Source organism: Bradyrhizobium yuanmingense (assembly GCF_025200905.1).
In the GTDB taxonomy this organism is placed as follows: Bacteria; Pseudomonadota; Alphaproteobacteria; order Rhizobiales; family Xanthobacteraceae; genus Bradyrhizobium; species Bradyrhizobium yuanmingense.
Window position 1 is genome coordinate 2,098,777 of the sequence record NZ_CP104173.1, and the last position, 18,121, is coordinate 2,116,897.

The following is an 18,121-nucleotide window of genomic DNA, read 5'->3' on the forward strand; positions in this document are numbered from 1 at the left end:
ATGAGTGAAAACGCGCAGTCGGCCGCTCATCTGAGACTGGTGAGCGACCGGGCTGCCGGCGATGCGTCGGGCATCAAGCTGTCGGGCGTGTCGAAGACCTACCGGACGCGCGACGGCGATGTGCCGTCGCTGCGGCCGCTCGACTTCCACATCAATGACGGCGAGTTCTTCGTCGTGGTCGGCCCAAGCGGCTGCGGCAAGTCCACGCTGCTCAAATTGATCTCGGGCCTGCTGGCGCCGACCACGGGCGAGATCCTGGTCGAGGGCCAGAAGGTGACGACGCCGCACGGCAATGTCGGCATCGTGTTCCAGAACGCGCTGCTGCTGCCCTGGCGCAACATCCTGGGCAACGTGATGCTGCCGATCGACATGAAGCGGCTGCCGCGGCAGGAATATCTCGACCGCGCCAAGTCGCTGCTGAAGCTGGTCGGCCTCGAAGGCTTCGAGAAGAAGTTGCCCTGGCAGCTCTCCGGCGGCATGCAGCAGCGCGCCTCGATCTGCCGCGCGCTGGTGCACGATCCGAAGATCATGCTGATGGACGAGCCGTTCGGCGCGCTCGACGCGCTGACACGCGAGCGCATGAATGTCGAATTGATGCGGATCCAGCGCGAGACGAAGAAGACCGTGCTCCTGATCACGCATTCGATTCCGGAGGCCGTGTTCCTCGCCGACCGCGTGCTGGTCATGACCGAGCGCCCCGGCGCGATCGCCGCGATCTACGACGTGCCGCTGCCGCGCCCGCGCTCGCTCGACGCGATGGCCGACCCGGTGTTTACGGAGCTGGTGCAGCGCATCCGCAAGCATTTCTTCTCGCAAGGGGCGTTGGACTGAAACCATGTCCCCCCGCCTGAAGCTGCGAGACATCGCCTTCTTCGAACGTCCCGTGCAGTTCGCGCGGCCGTTCCGCTTCGGTGCGATCACGATCAACGCGACGCCGCAGCTGTTCGTGCGGGCCGAGATCGAGGTCGAGGGCCGGGGCACCGCCGTCGGTGCCAGCGCCGAGCTGCTGGTACCAAAGTGGTTCGACAAGCGGCCGGAGCTGTCGCCAGCGCAGACGGTGGACGAGTTGCGTCGCTCGCTGGAGATCGCGCGCGGACTCTATCTGGCACGGACCGGCTTCCAGACGGCGTTCGATCTGCATGCCTCCTGCATCGGTGCCCAGATCGCGACCTGCGCGAAGAAGAACATTCCGGCGCTGGCTGCTGCCTACGGCCCCGCGGAGATCGACAAGGCCATCCTCGATGCGCTGCTGCGCGCGATAGGTACCAGCTTCTTTGAAGGAATGGCCGCGAACATCGCCGGCATCGACGCGCGGCTTTCTCCTGACCTGAGCGAGCGGGACATCAGGACGTTTCTCGCCGGCCGGGTGCCGCTGGCGCGTGTTGCCATCAGGCATACCGTCGGCCTTGATGATGTCGTCGAGGGTGAGGGCGGCGTTGCCGATCCACGCGAGAATACCGGAGCACGCTATTTCAAGCTCAAGCTGTCCGGCGATCCGGCTGCCGATGCGGCGCGGCTCGCCCGGATCGGCAAGCAGCTCGACACGCTTGGACGCGACTACAAGGTGACGCTCGATGCCAACGAGCAGTATGCCGATCTCGCCGCGTTACAGGCGCTGATGGACGGGCTCAATCGCGACGCCGCGCTGCGCCCGATTGCCGCGCGCCTGCTCTATGTCGAGCAGCCGATGCCGCGCGACATCACGCGGCGAACGCCGCTCGGCGCGCTGGGCACAAGTGGCTTCATCATCGACGAAGCCGACGATTCCTACGACGCGTTCCCGGCAGCACGGGCGCTCGGCTATCGCGGCATCTCCTCGAAATCTTGCAAGGGACTTTACAAGTCCATCATCAACGCCACGCGTGCGGCGAAATGGAGCGCGGAAGGCGAAGCCTTCTTCATCACTGGTGAGGACCTCACCTGCCAGGCCGGCCTTGCCGTGCAGCAGGATCTTGCGCTCGGCGCCTTCCTTGGCGTCACTCACGCCGAGCGCAACGGCCACCACTACGTCGATGGCTTCGGTGAAACGCCCATAGCAGAAGCTCAGGCCTTCGCCGCCGCGCATCCCGATCTCTATGCCGATGCCAGGCGGGGCATCCGGCTCTCCATTCACGACGGCGATCTCCTGACGGGATCGCTTCATTGCGCGGGCTTCGCCTCGTCGGTCCATCCGGACTGGTTGGCATTGCGCCCGCTCGCCCAGCCAAGATCTCAGGAGCAATTGGCATGACCACCCAACGCCTCGGCCTCATCATGAACGGCGTCACCGGCCGGATGGGGCTCAACCAGCATCTGATCCGCTCGATCGTCGCGATCCGCGACCAGGGCGGCGTGCGCCTGAAGAACGGTGACCGTGTCATGCCCGACCCGATCCTGGTCGGCCGCAGCGCCGACAAGGTCGAGGCGCTGGCCAAGCGCTACAACATTACCCGCTGGACCACCGATCTCGATGCCGCGCTCGCCGACAAGAACGACACCATGTTCTTCGACGCCGCGACGACGCAGGCGCGGCCCGGCCTGCTGACCCAGGCCATCAACGCCGGCAAGCACGTCTATTGCGAGAAGCCGATCGCGACGAATTTCGAGGAGGCCGTCCAGGTCGTCAAGCTCGCCAATGCCAAGGGCGTCAAGCACGGCACGGTGCAGGACAAGCTGTTCCTGCCGGGGCTGAAGAAGATCGCTTTCCTGCGCGATTCCGGCTTCTTCGGGCGCATCCTCTCGGTGCGCGGCGAGTTCGGCTATTGGGTATTCGAGGGCGGCTGGCAGGAGGCGCAGCGGCCGTCCTGGAACTATCGCGATGAGGATGGCGGCGGCATCATCCTCGACATGGTCTGCCACTGGCGCTACGTGCTCGACAACCTCTTCGGCAACGTCCAGAGCGTCAGCTGCATCGGCAACACCGACATCCCCGAGCGCTATGACGAGCAGGGCCAGAAGTACAAGGCAACCGCGGACGATTCCGCCTACGCCACGTTCCAGCTGGAGGGTGGCATCATCGCCCACATCAACATGTCCTGGGTGACGCGGGTCTATCGCGACGACCTCGTCACCTTTCAGGTCGACGGCACGCTCGGCTCGGCGGTCGCGGGCCTCACCGATTGCATGATCCAGGCGCGGCAGGCGACACCGCGCCCGGTGTGGAATCCCGACGAGAAGCGGCTGCACGACTTCTACGGCGACTGGCAGAAGCTGCCCGACAACGTCACCTACGACAACGGCTTTAGGGAGCAATGGGAGATGTTCATCCGCCACGTCTACGAGGACGCCCCTTACAAGTTCACACTGCTCGAAGGCGCCAAGGGCGTTCAGCTCGCCGAATGCGCGCTGAAGAGCTGGAAGGAGCGGCGCTGGATCGACGTCGCGCCCATCAAGGTTTGAGGTCAGTCGGATAATCCCGATGTCTACTGAGCCGTCATTGCGAGCGAAGCGAAGCAATCCAGAATCTTTCCGCAGAGGCAGTCTGGATTGCTTCGCTTCGCTCGCAATGACGGGGAGAGGTTCGAAATCATGAACAAGCCAGTCCAACCGATGTCGTCTTTGTCGCTGAAGCTGCCCAAAGTCGATCGCTCGATCGAGACCTATCGGCTCGCGGCCTCGCGCACGTTCCCCGCAAAGCTCGAGGGGCCGCTGAACCGCATCGCCTTCTCGGCCGTGCACACGGTGGCCGATCCCTTTGCCGAGAACGATCCCTGGCTGTCGGCCGCCGTCGACTGGGACAAGACCATCGCTTTCCGCGAGCACGTCTGGGACCTCGGCCTCGGCGTTGCCGAAGCCATGGACACCGCGCAGCGCGGCATGGGGCTGGACTGGCCGACCTCGCTGGAGCTGATCACGCGCTCGGTCGCCGCCGCCAAGCGGCGCAACGCGCTGGTGTTCTCCGGCGCCGGCACGGATCATCTCGCAGTGGAGGACGCTGGGAGCCTCGACGACGTCATCCGTGCCTATGAAGAGCAGATCTCGGCGGTGGAGAAAGTCGGCGGCCGCATCATCCTGATGGCCTCGCGCGCCCTGGCAAAACTCGGTCGCAATGCCGACGATTACGCCAAAGTCTATGACCGCGTGCTCTCGCAGGTCCGTGAGCCCGTTATCATCCATTGGCTCGGCGACATGTTCGATCCGGCACTGGCGGGATATTGGGGCACCAACGATCTCGACAAGGCCATGGACATTGCGGTCGCCATCATCAACGGCAACGCCGCCAAGGTCGACGGCGTCAAGGTCTCGCTGCTCGACAAGCAGCGCGAGATCGACATGCGTCGCCGCCTCGACAACCGCATCAAGATGTACACCGGCGACGATTTCAACTACGCGGAGCTGATCGCCGGCGACGAGCAGGGCTTCTCGCATGCGCTGCTCGGCATCTTCGATGCTATCGCGCCGGCGGCGTCCTACGCGCTGTCGCGGCTGGCGGCAGGCGACGAAGCCGGCTTCCACGACGTGCTTGGCCCGACTGTCCCGCTGTCGCGTCACATCTTCAAGGCGCCGACGCGCTTCTACAAGACCGGCGTCGTGTTCATGGCCTATCTCAACGGACACCAGGATCACTTCACCATGGTCGGCGGACAGCAGAGCACGCGTTCGACGTTGCATCTCGCCGAGCTGTTCCGTCTGGCCGACCAAGCCGGTCTGCTCGCCAACCCTGAACTCGCGACGCAACGGATGAAGACCGTATTGGCCACCCACGGGATCGAATCCTGATGCGCGATTTCTCGTCCGACCACCGCTGGCTGTCGCTGAACACGGCGACCGTCCGCAAGCAGGGTGACCTCGTCGCCATCATCGAGGCCTGCGCGAAGCACGGCATCCGAGCCATCGATCCCTGGCGCGACCAGGTCGCGAACGTCGGTCTCGACCGCGTCGCGCGCGCGGTGCGCGAGGCTGGCCTTGATCTCTCAGGCTATTGCCGCGGCGGCATGTTCACCTCGGATGTCTCGCGCCGGGGCGAAGTGCGCGACGATAACAGGCGCTGTGTCGATGAAGCCAAGGCACTGGGCGCGCCCTGCATCGTCCTCGTCGTCGGCGGCCTGCCGCAATATTCGCGGCCGGGCAGTGAGGCTTCGAAGGATCTGGTGGCAGCGCGCGGGCAGGTCGAGGAAGCGCTCGCTGACATGCTCGACTACGCGAGGCAAGCCAAGCTGCCGTTGGCGATCGAGCCGTTGCATCCGGCCTATGCGGCCGACCGCGCCTGCGTAAACACAACCAAGCAGGCGCTCGATATCTGCGACCGGCTCGACCCCGGCCGCACCGGCATGCTCGGCGTCGCGCTCGACGTCTATCACATCTGGTGGGATCCGGAGCTGATGGACCAGATCGCACGCGCCGGCCGGGACCGCCTGCTGGCGTTCCATGTCTGCGACTGGCTGGTGCCGACCAGGGACATCCTCAACGACCGCGGCATGATGGGCGACGGCGTCATCGACATCAAATCGGTGCGTGCAGCGGTCGAAGCGCAGGGCTTTGCCGGCTATTCCGAGATCGAGATCTTCTCCAACGAATGGTGGGGCAAGCCGATGGACGAGGTGCTGAAGACCTGCATCCAGCGACATCGGACGGTGGTGTAGTTGCCTGGAGTGTCTCGTGAAAAGTCAGACGATTGCGCTATCATCGATTTTACCGTCGAATCCCGGACTATCACTCGTCAATTCGATCTGCGAAGCTCTGCCGACACAAATGCGCTTGCGACCAAGCAGGCGCGGAGGGAGGTTCGCAGTGGAGAAAGTGCGACGCTTGCGTGCGATGAGCTCACTGTGCCGTCAACAGGCCGCGTACAACAGCATGAACAAATGGAAGCTGCTCGCAGAGGCAGAATACTGGGATCATCTGGCTGACCTCGAGCTATCTTCCCATTTCCAACAATGCAACGCCATTGGCTTGAATGAGGTAGAGCAGCCTCAAGCGATCACAGATGCGAAGTGCTGAGCGGAAGACGATTTCCGCCGCGTGAGGACAGAAAGGCCGTGTACTCATAAAAGGAAGTCGGGCTGATCGTCCAGAGCAGCACTGCTTGTGACCCACAGCGGAATTGCCTCGTGTTCAGATCCAATAACGCAAGTACAGGGTTGCCGTATCATCTGTGTGCTCGCTGTGCGGCAACGTCTGAAGCTTGAAAAGGCGCGCGATCATGATCGGGAAAGCTCCTCCATGAGCGCCTTGGCGGAACGAAGGTCCGGCGTTTCGAAGCCTTCCGTAAACCAGCCGTAAACCGAGCCAAGAAGGCACCGCCCGTCGGCTATCCTACCCTGGTCGCGCCAAAGCCGAGCCAAACTCATTGCGGCACGTAATTCAAAGGACTTTGCGCTCTGGCTTTGGGCGACCTTGAGTGCAGTTTGCAAATACCCCTCGACCTCGTCAGCTGGAGCACCACGAATCCGGTGCAGTTCGCCATCGATGCATGCAAGTTCTGCCTCCCACATATGCTCGTCGCTGCGCGCGGCAAGGACCTTTGCTTCGGCAAGGGCGGCGACGCCGTTGTCGTAGTCACCTGAGTAGAGGTAGGTGGTCGCGAGCATCCATAAGTACCGAACCTGGTACCAACTGGCTCCGAGCCTGTTCCGCTCGTTCAGGCTGAGGCGCATGATGGCCAGGCCGGCCTCCGCGTCGCCCTCTTGCGCCATTGCCCAGCCCCGCAGGATGAGGCCGCTCACGCGCCAATAGTTCAAGCTGTTCTGATCGGCGAGATCGATGATGGCGTCGGCGTGCGCATGGACGGCCGCCACGTTTCCCATGAGCTCCGCAAGAGCCGCCTCGCCATAGACCTGCACATGCGCGGTAAGGTTCGTCTGATTCAACTCCATGGCGTATTGGGATGCGGCACGGCTAGTCCGCTGAGCCTGTTCGGGGTAACCCAGAACCCAAAGCACAATCGCCAAGTAGGGTAGCGCCGAGGCTTTTGGGTCATGTACGTAGTGCACAGGTGGAGGCCGATGCTCCTCCGGCTGATAGCGACTCAAGATCGTTTCGAACTCCGAGCGTGCGGTCAGAAAATCACCGGCATGCATTGCGGTGAGCGCGGCCAGACGATGCACAGCTAGTTCCAGCGCTGTGTCACTGGTGCGCTCGGCGGCGCGCTGCGCCTCGGCAACGAGGCTCTGCATGGCAGCAAAGTCGCCGCGCACGAAGTGGAAAATGAATTTGCCGCTAAGGGTGGAGAACAAGGCGCCCGTGTCGTCGAGTTCATAGCAGAGCGCATGAGCCCTGCTGAAGGCTGTGCCAAGCTGCGGAGCCGTGTATCCGTGGATGGCAATCAGTGGACCTCCGATTGCTGTTTGCAGAGCGAGTTCCTGACGATCGCGCTCCGGGCCTGGTGGATTTGACTTGAGCGCCTCCAGCCCCCTTGTGAGATGAGTGATCGCTTCGAGATTTGCGGAACGCCCAGCCGCAATGCGGCCGGCCCGCAGCCAATAATCCACCGCCTTTCCTGCCAGTCCACCCTCGGTGAGATGCAGAGCGATCGTCTCCGGCTCCGCCTCCGCACGGGCAGGGTAATGTTGTTCGAGAGCTGCAGCTATGCGGGCATGGATCTGCTGCCGCTTGCTCTTTAGAAGACTCTCGTGCGCGATGTCCTGCACCAGCGCATGTTTGAAGCTGTAGCCAACATTCGGAGGTACGCCACGACGGAATATCAGTTCCGCGGCCAATAGGTCATTGAGAGCATGCTGGAGCGCGTGCTCGTCGAGCGCCGTTACAAGGCGCAGAAGATCGTGTCCGAATTCGCGTCCGATGCAAGCTGCAATCTGGGCAACTTCCTTGACCGGCGCCAATCGATCAAGCCGGGCCATCAAGGAGTCCTGCAGCGTCGTCGGGATCGCCAGCGGCGGTAATGGGCCGATCAGCTCATAACGGCTGCCGTGGTCTTTGAGCAGCCCGGATTCGACGACGGCTTTGGTGAGCTCCTCGACGAACAACGGCACGCCGTCGGTCTTGGCCAGAATCTGCTCAAGCACCTCCTGAGGGAGTGTTTTGCCGCCCGTGATCCGGTCAACGACTGCCGCCCCTTGCCGACGTCCCAGCCGGCTTAGAAAGAGCGCTGTCACATGTCCATGACCCGTCCAGCGCGGAATGAACTCGGGCCGGAAGGTAACGATCATCAAAATTGGAAGTCGCTGCACCTCGTCGACGAGCCGATCGAGGAATTCGAGCATAGTAGGGTCCGCCCAATGGACGTCCTCGTAGACGGCAAGCACTGGCTGTCTTGCCGCCAAGCCTTGTATCTGTTCCAGAAGGGCCTGGAAGGTTCGCTCCTTCTTCTGGTGCGGACTGAGTGCAAGAGGCGGGTATCTCTCCCCGGTCGGGATTGCCAAGAGATCCGCGAGAACCGGCGCGCTCTCATGCACATCGTCCGCACCAAGCGCGAGCATGGCCTCGAGTTTATCGAGCTGTTCGTCGGAAGCGTCCTCCCGCCGTATTGCCGCTGCCCGTTCAAGGAGGCCAACGACGGGATATAGAGCGGTGTTGGTATGAAATGGTGAACAGAAATGACTCAGCGGCGTGTGCGGCACACGGGCGACCTGGTCGCGTAAGGCTCGCACGAGCCGCGACTTGCCAATGCCGGCTTCGCCGCCGAGCAGGACGATCTGTCCTTCCCGCTCTTTCGCCCGCTCCCAGCGATCCAGGAGCAATGCAAGTTCTTCATTCCGTCCGACCAGTGCGGTCGTTGCCAAGCCATGCCGAGCCTCGAACCTGCTCTCTGCCGCGCCTTCACCAATGACAAGCCACGCCTGCACCAGTTCCGGGAAACCTTTGAGAGGCACCGTGCCGAGGTCGCGGTACGTGAAAGCTTCGCCGAGTAGGCGGCGGGTCGATTCCGCAATCACCACATCACTTGGGTTGGCCAGATCTTGCAGTCGGGCGGCTAGGTTTGGTGTTTCGCCGATTACTGCGCGCTCGCGAGCCTCTCCCTCGCCAATCAGCTCGCCGACCACGACCAGACCGGTTGCGATGCCGACGCGAGCGGCGAGCGCTGCACCACCCGGTTCGGTAAGGGATGCGACCGCCTTGGTCACTCGAAGCCCGGCGCGAACGGCGCGCTCCGCCTCATCTTCGTGCGCCCGCGGCCAGCCAAAATAAGCGAGAACGCCATCGCCGAGGAATTTGGCTATGTGGCCTTCGAATCGGTCGATCTCGCCCACCACGGTGTTATGGTAGGCCTGCAAGAGGTCACGCAGCTCCTCGGGATCGCGCCCTGAAGCAAGTGCCGTCGAGCCGACCAGGTCGACGAACATGACCGTGAGCTGTCGACGCTCCGCGTCCGAAGGAATCGATGGCTTCACGTAGTTGGCAGGTCGATTGGCCTCGACCGCCACCGGGGTGATCGGTGGAGCGAGTGCATGGATTGCTCTTAGCACAGCCTTGCGCGGGCCGAGTGGCAAGCCAAGCTCCCGCAGGTCGGCTTCAGTCAGTTCTGGCAAAATTTCGGACGTGATTTCAGCGTCACAAAAGGTCTTTATGTAGCGCTCCAGCCCGAGACCGCGAAGCCATTGCGCGATATCCACGAGAAGCCTCCTCGTGCCGGATCAGGCGACGGTCAGCTCAATTGAAAGTATGCAACTTCAGCTTCAGCGAACCATCTTCCTGTCGCTCAAACACGTGGGTTGCGATCCCGCCTGCAGGTTGGCGGGCGCCATCCGCTGTCTTACCGTTGGCGCTCCAATGGGCCGTGCCGTAGACGATCTTCTCATCTCCGCCGGCGTCGATGACGACCAACCTGTGATCGGTGAATCCGCTTGAAAACAGCCCAGCAAAGAAGCTCTCGATCTCTGTCGGACCGGATATCACTTGATGCGTCGGCGGCAACAATTTGGCGTCTGGCACGTAAGTCGCCGCGATAGCCCTGGCATCTGCTTTGTTGAATGCTGAGTCCCACGCGGCGTACGCCGCAGCAATGTCGTGTTTTATGGAGGAAGCTAAGGCTGTCATGATCCCTCCCTCAATCGCGGGCTTGCTTTCGTTGGAGAACGATTACGTCACTGACGTCGTTCGACCGCTGCAAATTGCAACGAGGGAACGCGACGCCGCCCTCATTGGCCTGCGACCTGTTGCAGCCTGTTGAAGCGCGCCTTCTGCTCGCTGCTCAGCGTGGCATAGAACTCGTCCAGGGCGGGTTCGACCAGCTTGGCGGCCGTCAGCATGGCCTCGAGCCGATGCTGCATCGTCTCCAGCCGTCCGACAGGTGTCAGCGGCGCATCGTTGGGACAGGCTGCCTGTAGGCTTTCAACGCCCTTCGCCGTCGCTTCGCTGAGGCGGTCCAGCGCCTCCTTCTGCTTGCCGGCCGGGTGGAGCACAGCCTCGATCCTCTGGATCGGCAACTGCGTCAGCCCGGACTTCGGATCGCCACAGCCCTCGCTACTCGCCTCCTGCTGCTGCGGCGAGCGCTCGCCGACATTGGGGCCAAGCGCGTTGAAGCGGGCCTGCTGCTCGTCACTGAGCGAGTTGTAGAAATTCTCCAGTGCCGGTCGAACGATCTTGACGGCTTCAAGCGTCGCGCTGATGCGGTTCATCATCGCGCGCAAGCGGCCAGGGGGAGTCAGTGCATAAGTCTCCGCGCAGGAGTCCTTGAACACACCGGCAGCGTTGGCCGCCGCGGTCTTCAGCTCGTCCAGCAATGCGCGTTGCTCCGGCGTCGGCCGCACCGCCTGTGCGATATCGGCAAGCGGCCAGGCGGTCACGCCCTTGTCCGGCGTGGCACACAATTGCTGAAGCGTCTGCGGGCTCACGCTGGCACGCTGGCGCGCGCGGTAGCCGCCGCCGGCTTGAGGGTAGTCATACGAGTTGGTGCTGGCATAAGCGGAGTAGGGGCCGTCACCGCCCCAGAACACGGTGTCGACGAAGTCGTCATAGGCGTACGCCCAATATCCGGGCTCGTAGCCATACGACCAGAATGTGTAGTTGAAGATGTCGGAATAGGCGTAAGGCCAGAACACGGGCCCAAGCCAAGCCACGAACACCGCGGGATGACGGTGACGCCAGGCCTGCCGGGGTGCCCAGCCGCTTTGGCGCGTGACGAGAGCCGCTTGGGTCAGCGCAGTGGACTGCTCGCGGAAGCGTTCCGCAAACCGTCCGCGCTCGGCGGCCTGCGCAGCGGCTGCAAGTGCCGGAGCGCGCTCCGCCGGAGCCTGCAGCCCAAGCCGCTGCTGGCGCGCCAGGTCAATTTGCTGCGCGCGCTGCTCTCGGCCAAGCAAGCGGTTTTGCGCCTGGAGCATTCGCTGCTGCGCCCGTTGCGCTTGCACGCCTTCGGGCTTTTGCGACTGCAATTGCTGCACCCGCTGCTGCAGGCGTTCGATGCGGGCCTGGCGCTCCGTCGTCTGGCGCGACAGCATGTCGCGCTGCCGCTGCTCGACGTGCTGCGAGCGCTGTTGCACGCGTTGCTCGCGCTCAAGAAGACGGCTCTGCGACTGCAGCAGCCGTTGCTGCTGTTGCTGCGCCCTTGCGCCTTCCGGTTTCTGCGATTGCAGTTGCTGCACGCGCTGCTGCAAGCGGTCGATGCGGTCTTGGCGTTCCGCGGATTGGCGCGAAAGCATCTCACGCGGCGGTCCCGATCGCTCGCTCACGGCCGGGGGGGCACTTGGGCGCGAAGGGGCGGCGATCTGCGGCGCCGGCCGCGGCGCCATCGCCGGACGTTGCGGCGCTGCCGGCGGGCGCTGGAATTCGCGGCGGGGCGCTGCCACCTGCGGGGCGGCTCGGGGGGCACTGATTTGTGGGGTCGGACGCGGTGGCGGTGATGCGATGTGCGGCGCCGGACGTGGCGCCATCGCCGGTCGCTGCGGCATGGCTGGCGGCGCGGCGGGACGCGCCATGGCTGGCGGAGCCGCCGGACGTGCCATGGCTGGCGGTGCTGCTGGCGGTGCGGCTGGACGAGCCATAGCCGGTGGTGGTGCTGCCGGGCGTGCCATGGCCGGTGGTGCTGATGGCGGCGCTGCGGCTGGTCCTGGTGGTCCTCCACCCCGTCCGTGTCCGTGAGGTCCCTGAGCCGACGCACTCGTCGTCAGCATCGAGACGCTAACCAAAACAGCCGTCAGGCAAACGCCACGCGGAAGCATGATCCTAGCTCCCAACTCGTAATCGCCCACGACTTTCAACGCACAGACCGTGGAATCGTTCGTCCTTGGCCACGGCCGGCATTGCGATCTTCCGACGCAGCCAGTCTCAAGAGAAATCCTGCGTCAGGATCGCGGCGAACCGCTCCAGCGCCCAGTCGACCTGGTCGCTTGTGATCACGAGCGGCGGGGCGATGCGGATGGTATGCTCATGGGTATCCTTGGCGAGGATGCCCTTGCTCTGAAGCGCCTCGCAATAGCGGCGTGCCCGTCCGGCCTCGGGATGCAGCTCGACCGCCAGCATCAGGCCGCGCCCGCGCACCTCGCGGATCGTATTGGCGCGAATGTCCTTCAAGCCCTCCAGAAAGCGCGCGCCTTGCCTCGCCGCGTTCTCGATCATGCCTTCCTCGACCAGCACGCGCATCGCCGCGCGGGCAACGGCGCAGGCAAGCGGGTTGCCGCCGAAGGTGGAGCCGTGCTGCCCGGGTCGCAATGTCCCGAGCACGTCGTTGTTCGAGAGCACGGCCGAGACCGGATAGAAGCCGCCGGACAGGGCCTTGCCGAGCAGCGTCACGTCCGCCTCAATTCCCTCGTGCTGTTCGGCGAGCAGCTTGCCGGTGCGACCGAGCCCGGTCTGGATCTCGTCGAGCACCAGCATCACGTTTTTGGCGGTGCAGAGCTCCCGGACCTCAGTGAAATAGCCGGCCGGAGGAATGACGACACCGGCTTCGCCCTGGATCGGCTCGACCAGAAAGGCGACCGTATTTGGGGTGATTGCTCCCGCAAGCGCCGCGGCGTCGCCGAACGGGATGACCTTGAAGCCCGGCGCGAACGGCCCGAAGTGTCCGCGTGTCTCGGGGTCCGTTGAAAAGCCGACGACGCCCAGCGTGCGTCCGTGGAAATTGTTGGCACAGACGATGATCTCGGCTTGGCCGTCCGGCACGCCCTTCACCTCGTAGCCCCATTTGCGGACCGACTTGATCGCGCTTTCCACCGCCTCGGCGCCGCTGTTCATCGGCAGCACTTTGTGGGAACCGGTGAGCGCGGCGATCTCCTCGTAGAACAAGGCGAGCTGGTCGTTGTGGAAGGCACGCGAGGTGAGCGTCAGCCTGTGCGCCTGTTCGACCATCGCCGCCAGGATCTTGGGATGGCAGTGGCCCTGGCTGACCGCCGAATAGGCCGAGAGGCAATCGAGGTACCGGTTGCCTTGGGTGTCCCAGACCCAGACACCTTCGCCGCGCGACAGGACGACCCCGATCGGCTCGTAATTATGGGCCCCGAAGCGCGCTTCTGTCGCGATGAAATCAATGACCGACGAGCTCATCTGCCGTCACTCCATTGCTGCGCGCGGGGGCGTCAATCGACTGCACCAGCGGGTCGCGCCCAAATGAATGTGGGTATCGGTTTGTCAGCTCGGAAGCCTTGATGCGCCGATGGCGCGGCGCGGCCTGATAGTCCCGAAATGTCAGGTGGTTCTGCCGGGCCACAGGGCACCGTTCCGCGACCCAGGCTCTACTGTGCATGGGGTTGTTTTCGCAGTTTGGTTGCCGGCCCCTCAGCCAAGCGCGCAGGGCACGCTCAAAAAGCCGCGGAACCGCACCCGTCCGCCGCGCACCGGCTGACCGCTGACGGCATAGTTCGGAAAGCGCGCCAGGAAGCGCGAGATCGCAATCGCCCCTTCCAGCCGCGCCAGGGCCATGCCTGCGCATTGATGCGCGCCTGTGGCGAAGGCGAGGTGCCGGTTCGGCGTGCGCGCGATATCGAAACGCTCGGGGTCGGGAAACTGCGCGGGGTCGCGATTGGCAGCCCCGATGCACAGCGTCACCGACGTGCCGGCATCGAGCATGACGCCGCCGAGCTCGACCTTCTCGGTGGTCATGCGGTTGCCGAGCTGGTTGGAGCTCTCGTAGCGCAACATCTCCTCGACCGCAGTCTTGATCATGTCCGGGTTCTCGATCAGGCGCTGCTTCTGGTCGGGATGGCGGTCGAGCGCCACGAGGCCGTTGCCGATCAGGTTGGTGGTGGTCTCGTGGCCGGCATTGAGCAGGAAGATGCAATTGTGCAGAAGCTCCTTCTCGGTCAGCCGCTCGCCGTTCTCTTCCCCCTGGATCAAACGCGTCAGCACGTCGCGCTCGGGATTGCCCGGCTTCGCGCGCCGCCGCGACACCAGCGTCTGCAGATAAGCGAGGAAGTCCGCCACCGCCTTGTTGCCGCGCGCAGCTACTTCGGGCGACACTACGGGTTCGAGAGCACCCAGGATCGCCAGCGACCAGTCGCGCAGCGGCCCGCGCTCCTCGTGAGGCACGTCGAGCAGGTTGCCGATCACCTCGATGGGAATCGAAGCGGCAAAATCCTCGATCAGTTCGCAAGCGCCCTTGGTTTCGATGGCATCGAGCAGGCCGTCGACCAGCTTGATCAGGTCCCCCTCCATGCTGGCGATCGCGCGCGGCGACAGCGCGCCCATGATCAGGCGGCGGACGCGGGTATGGGACGGCGGATCGTTGAACACGAGGCTCGTGGTGTGGTGCTCGTAGAGCAGGGTGTCGCCGTATTTCGGCGCGAACTCGCGCTTCTTGTCCGAGCTGAACGACTTGGTGTTCTTGTAGGTGGTGACGAGATCATCGTAGCGGGTCAGGAACACGGTGCCGCTCCGCAGGCGCTTGACCGGCTCGTTCTCCCGCAGTGCACGATAGGTCGGATAGGGGTTGTCGTAGAACTCCGGCGTCAGCTTCTCGAGGTCGAAGCTTGCGGCCAGCGCCTTCGCATCTGCGTTCATCCCGTTATACTCGCCGGTTAAAGCCGATATGCCGTTTTTGTTGTTCTGGTCGGCGCATGCATGCGTCTACAGTCTTTCTACCTTGCTAGCCGACCGGACAGGAAAATGCACGCACGCGCTGACGCTGCCGACACGGCGCCGAACTGGCCCGACGATATTTTCGCGACCCTCCAGCGCTTTGACGTCCGGCAGGTGCCTTACGTTCCGGACGCCGGTCATTCCAAGCTGATCCAGCGCGTATTGGCCTCCTCCACCATGCGCGGCATTGCGCTGACGACGGAGGAGGAAGGCGTGGCGCTGCTCGCCGGCGCCTGGGCGGGCGGACAGCGCGGCGTGCTGCTGATGCAATCGAGCGGCGTCGGCAATTGCATCAACATGCTGTCGCTGATCCCGATCCTGCGCTTTCCGTTCCTCACGCTCGTGACGATGCGCGGCGAGTGGGGCGAGTTCAATCCGTGGCAGGTGCCGATGGGCTCGACCACGCAAGGCGTGTTCGAGCTCTCCGGCGTCAAGGTGCTGCGCGCCTCGCACGCTGCCGAGGTGCCTGCCGTCTTGGAAGCGGCCGCGGCGCAGGCCTACAACGCGCTGACGCCAACCGCCGTCCTTCTGTCGCAGCGCCTGATCGGCGCCAAGGTTTTCACCAAATGAGCAAGGCCAATCTCCTCGACCGCCGGCAGGTGGTGTCCACGCTGCTGGCGAACCGCAAGAACGTCGTCGCGATCGGCGGCCTTGGCGCTTCCACCAACGACATGTGCGCCGCCGGCGACCACGCCCGCAACTTCTACCTCTGGGGCGGCATGGGCGGCGCCGCGATGATCGGGCTGGGTCTGGCGCTGGCGCAGCCGAAGCTGCCGGTATTGGTTATCACCGGCGACGGCGAGATGCTGATGGGCATGGGCAGCCTTGCCACCATCGGCCTGCAGAAGCCGGCCAACCTCTCGATCGCAGTGCTCGACAACGAGGCCTATGGCGAGACCGGCGGCCAGACCAGCCACACCTCCGGCGCCGCCGACCTCGTCGGCATCGCCAGGGCTTGCGGCATTAAGGACAGCCGGGCTGTCACGACCATGGCCGAAGTCGAAGCCTTCGCCAAAGCCGTCCACGACGTCTCTGCGGGTCCGCGCTTTGCCAATGTGAAGATCGACAGCGCCGGCCTGGAGCGGATTCTGCCGACGCGGGACGGGACCTACATCGTCAACCGGATCCGTGCTGACCTCGGCTTCCAGCCGATCTAGGCGGTCCGTCCATCCCCGAACGCCTGCACGCGGGCCGTGCAGGCTCGACCAATTTCCATTGATTCTAGGTCGCACGCAGGTTGCGATGCAACATAGTGCTTGACTCCTGCGTGGGTGAGTGCTTACTCACCCAGCATGAGCTCATTGCGTATGACGAGCGACCTGAGGCGTCAATTGATCCTCGGCGCCGCAAAGCGCTGCTTTGCCCGACACGGCTATAACGGCACCACGACCAAGAGCGTGGCGGCCGCCGCTGCCATTTCTGAAGCGCTGCTGTTCAAGCATTTCCCGTCCAAGGCGGCGCTCTACGCCGAGATCCTCAGCGACGAATGCGAGGCGGATCCCGCTCTGATGGAGCTGCTCGAGCGCGAGCCGTCGACGGCTACGCTGGTCGAGGTGATCCGCGGCATGGTCGAACACTTCCTCCAGATCGCCGACGGTCCCGATCAGGAAGAGGCCCAGCGCCTGCGGCTAATGGCCACGAGCCATTTGGATGACGGCGAATTCGCCCGATTGCTGTATGCCAAGATCGAGACGCTGATCGGCGCTGTCTTCGTCGCCTCGCTCGAGCGTGCGGTTGCGAGCGGTGACGCGCGGCCCTGCGCTGGCGATCCGCTCAACCTGTTCTGGTTCGCGCATCATGCGGTGATGACCGCGGCGCTGACCAGGCTGCCGGCCACGCCCTGTCTTGCTTACGGCAGGGCGACCGACCTGGAGCGGCAGCTCTGTGAGTTTCTCCTGAGGGGTATCGGACTTAACGACGCCGCAATTGCTTCGCATCTGGGCCGCAATCAGGCCGCGGATGCGAACCGGGCGGCGATTGCAGAAAGTGCATGACATGAACATCGTGGCCGAAAACAAGATTTCGGGGCAACCGATCGACAACAAGGCTCCCAAGCGTCCGGTCCGGCCAGTGCGCTGGTTCATCATCGTTGGCACGCTTCTGGCCGTGCTCGTCGGAGGGCTCGTCTGGTTCAATTACTTCCGCGGCCAGATGATCAAGCAATTCTTCGCCAACAACAAGCCGCCGCCGACCGCTGTCAGCGCGGCCGAGGCGAAGTCCGAGGTGGTGCCGAACCTGCTCACCGCGGTCGGCAGCCTCGTCGCCGTGCATCAGGTCGACGTCAGCGCCGACGTCAACGGCCGTGTCACCGCGATCAAGTTCGAGCCGGGCACGCGCGTCGAGGCCGGCACGCCGCTGGTGCAACTGTTCGACGCGCCCGAGCAGGGCGATCTCGCCAATTACAAGGCGCAAGCGACCGTCGCGCAGCTGTCGCTTGAACGCGCCAAGCAGCTGGCCTCGCGCCAGTTCGGTCCGCAGGCGACCGTCGATACCGCGCAGGCTGCCTATGACCAGGCCCAGGCGGGCATCGCCAAGACCGAGGCGTTAATCTCGCAGAAGCTGGTGCGCGCGCCGTTCGCCGGCGATCTCGGCATGCGCAAGGTCGAGGTCGGCCAGTATCTGACCGCCGGCACGGCGATCGTGTCGCTGACCGATCTGTCCGAGCTGTGGGCCAACTTCACGGTGACGGAAAAGGATTCCGGCAGCCTCAAGGTCGGCCAGGTCGTGCGGTTGAAGGTCGACGCCTATCCGGGCCGCACCTTCGAGGGCAAGATCACCACGATCGAGCCCCAGATCTCGACCGATACTCGCAACATCCGCGTGCAGGCCACGATTGCCAATCCGGAGAAGATCCTGAAGCCCGGCATGTTTGTCACCACGACCGTGGTGCTGCCGGAAAAGCCGGCCGTGATCACGGTGCCTGAAACGGCAGTCGATTACACGCTGTACGGCGACTCGGTGTTCGTGATCACCGAGAAGAAGGAAGAAGACGGCAAGACCAGCCTGTCGGCGGTGCGCACCTTCGTGCAGACCGGCAACCGGGTCGAGGGTCGCGTCGAAATCGTCAAGGGCCTGAAGGTAGGCGACAAGGTCGTCGCTCTCGGCCAGCTCAAGCTGCAATCAGGCGCGCCGGTATCGATCTCGACCGATCCGGCCCCGCAGATCCCGGCGCAGCCGCCGCGCTACTGACAATATCCTCGCGTGATCCGGCCCGGCCGGATCACGCGTCTTGAAA

The 18,121-nt window shown here is 64.0% G+C and carries 15 protein-coding genes; 10 read left to right on the top strand and 5 right to left on the bottom strand.

The genetic code is table 11. The features are described 5' to 3' along the window. The 5 genes from N2605_RS09875 to N2605_RS09895 all read left to right on the top strand — a co-directional run bounded on the left by N2605_RS09875 (position 1) and on the right by N2605_RS09895 (position 5,561). The gene (locus tag N2605_RS09875) at positions 1 to 831 is read left to right on the top strand and encodes an ABC transporter ATP-binding protein (RefSeq protein WP_162131154.1); all 831 of its coding nucleotides are present in this window, start codon (positions 1 to 3) and stop codon (positions 829 to 831) included. Positions 832 to 835: 4 nt separating this feature from the next. Continuing rightward, on the top strand, positions 836 to 2,230 hold the full coding sequence (locus N2605_RS09880; protein ID WP_260346469.1) for an enolase-like domain-containing protein: 1,395 nt from the start codon (positions 836 to 838) through the stop codon (positions 2,228 to 2,230). Then, the gene (locus N2605_RS09885; protein ID WP_260346470.1) at positions 2,227 to 3,378 is read left to right on the top strand and encodes a Gfo/Idh/MocA family protein; all 1,152 of its coding nucleotides are present in this window, start codon (positions 2,227 to 2,229) and stop codon (positions 3,376 to 3,378) included. The genes N2605_RS09880 and N2605_RS09885 overlap by 4 nt, the downstream gene beginning before the upstream one ends. A gap of 129 nt (positions 3,379 to 3,507) precedes the next feature. Next, positions 3,508 to 4,698, top strand: coding sequence for a dihydrodipicolinate synthase family protein (locus N2605_RS09890; RefSeq protein WP_260346471.1), 1,191 nt, complete (start codon positions 3,508 to 3,510; stop codon positions 4,696 to 4,698). After that, positions 4,698 to 5,561 (top strand): sugar phosphate isomerase/epimerase family protein, encoded by an 864-nt coding sequence (locus N2605_RS09895; protein WP_225123670.1) that lies wholly within the window; start codon positions 4,698 to 4,700, stop codon positions 5,559 to 5,561. The genes N2605_RS09890 and N2605_RS09895 overlap by 1 nt, the downstream gene beginning before the upstream one ends. Before the next feature lie 558 nt (positions 5,562 to 6,119). Here N2605_RS09895 and N2605_RS09905 read toward each other — a convergent pair. The 3 genes from N2605_RS09905 to N2605_RS09915 all read right to left on the bottom strand — a co-directional run bounded on the left by N2605_RS09905 (position 6,120) and on the right by N2605_RS09915 (position 11,516). Beyond that, complete coding sequence (locus N2605_RS09905; RefSeq protein WP_260346472.1) at positions 6,120 to 9,491, bottom strand: AAA family ATPase; 3,372 nt, start codon at positions 9,489 to 9,491, stop codon at positions 6,120 to 6,122. A gap of 37 nt (positions 9,492 to 9,528) precedes the next feature. Further along, entirely contained in the window at positions 9,529 to 9,915 is a 387-nt protein-coding gene (locus N2605_RS09910; RefSeq protein ID WP_260346473.1) for a YybH family protein, read from the bottom strand. 101 nt (positions 9,916 to 10,016) lie between these two features. Then, positions 10,017 to 11,516: a Spy/CpxP family protein refolding chaperone gene (locus tag N2605_RS09915; RefSeq protein WP_260347435.1), complete on the bottom strand. Its 1,500-nt coding sequence runs from the start codon at positions 11,514 to 11,516 to the stop codon at positions 10,017 to 10,019. Positions 11,517 to 11,716: 200 nt separating this feature from the next. Between N2605_RS09915 and N2605_RS09920 the strand changes: the two genes are divergently transcribed. Beyond that, entirely contained in the window at positions 11,717 to 11,860 is a 144-nt protein-coding gene (locus N2605_RS09920) for a hypothetical protein (RefSeq protein ID WP_260347552.1), read from the top strand. Between the two features lie 281 nt (positions 11,861 to 12,141). Here the strand turns inward: N2605_RS09920 and rocD are convergent, their stop codons facing one another. Both rocD and N2605_RS09930 read right to left on the bottom strand, forming a co-directional pair. After that, entirely contained in the window at positions 12,142 to 13,356 is a 1,215-nt protein-coding gene (rocD, locus tag N2605_RS09925) for an ornithine--oxo-acid transaminase (RefSeq protein WP_260346474.1), read from the bottom strand. A 231-nt stretch (positions 13,357 to 13,587) separates the two neighbouring features. Beyond that, complete coding sequence (locus tag N2605_RS09930) at positions 13,588 to 14,808, bottom strand: cytochrome P450 (RefSeq protein ID WP_260346475.1); 1,221 nt, start codon at positions 14,806 to 14,808, stop codon at positions 13,588 to 13,590. Between the two features lie 105 nt (positions 14,809 to 14,913). Between N2605_RS09930 and N2605_RS09935 the strand changes: the two genes are divergently transcribed. The 4 genes from N2605_RS09935 to N2605_RS09950 all read left to right on the top strand — a co-directional run bounded on the left by N2605_RS09935 (position 14,914) and on the right by N2605_RS09950 (position 18,075). Next, the gene (locus N2605_RS09935) at positions 14,914 to 15,456 is read left to right on the top strand and encodes a phosphonopyruvate decarboxylase (protein WP_036004713.1); all 543 of its coding nucleotides are present in this window, start codon (positions 14,914 to 14,916) and stop codon (positions 15,454 to 15,456) included. Further along, positions 15,453 to 16,043 (top strand): thiamine pyrophosphate-dependent enzyme, encoded by a 591-nt coding sequence (locus N2605_RS09940; RefSeq protein WP_225184534.1) that lies wholly within the window; start codon positions 15,453 to 15,455, stop codon positions 16,041 to 16,043. Before N2605_RS09935 ends, N2605_RS09940 begins: the two co-directional genes overlap by 4 nt. Before the next feature lie 135 nt (positions 16,044 to 16,178). Next, positions 16,179 to 16,880: a TetR/AcrR family transcriptional regulator gene (locus N2605_RS09945; protein WP_063822469.1), complete on the top strand. Its 702-nt coding sequence runs from the start codon at positions 16,179 to 16,181 to the stop codon at positions 16,878 to 16,880. Between the two features lies 1 nt (position 16,881). Continuing rightward, positions 16,882 to 18,075 carry an efflux RND transporter periplasmic adaptor subunit gene (locus N2605_RS09950; RefSeq protein ID WP_036004727.1) on the top strand — a complete coding sequence of 398 codons (1,194 nt, stop codon included), beginning with the start codon at positions 16,882 to 16,884 and terminating at the stop codon, positions 18,073 to 18,075. Positions 18,076 to 18,121 lie beyond the last annotated feature (46 nt).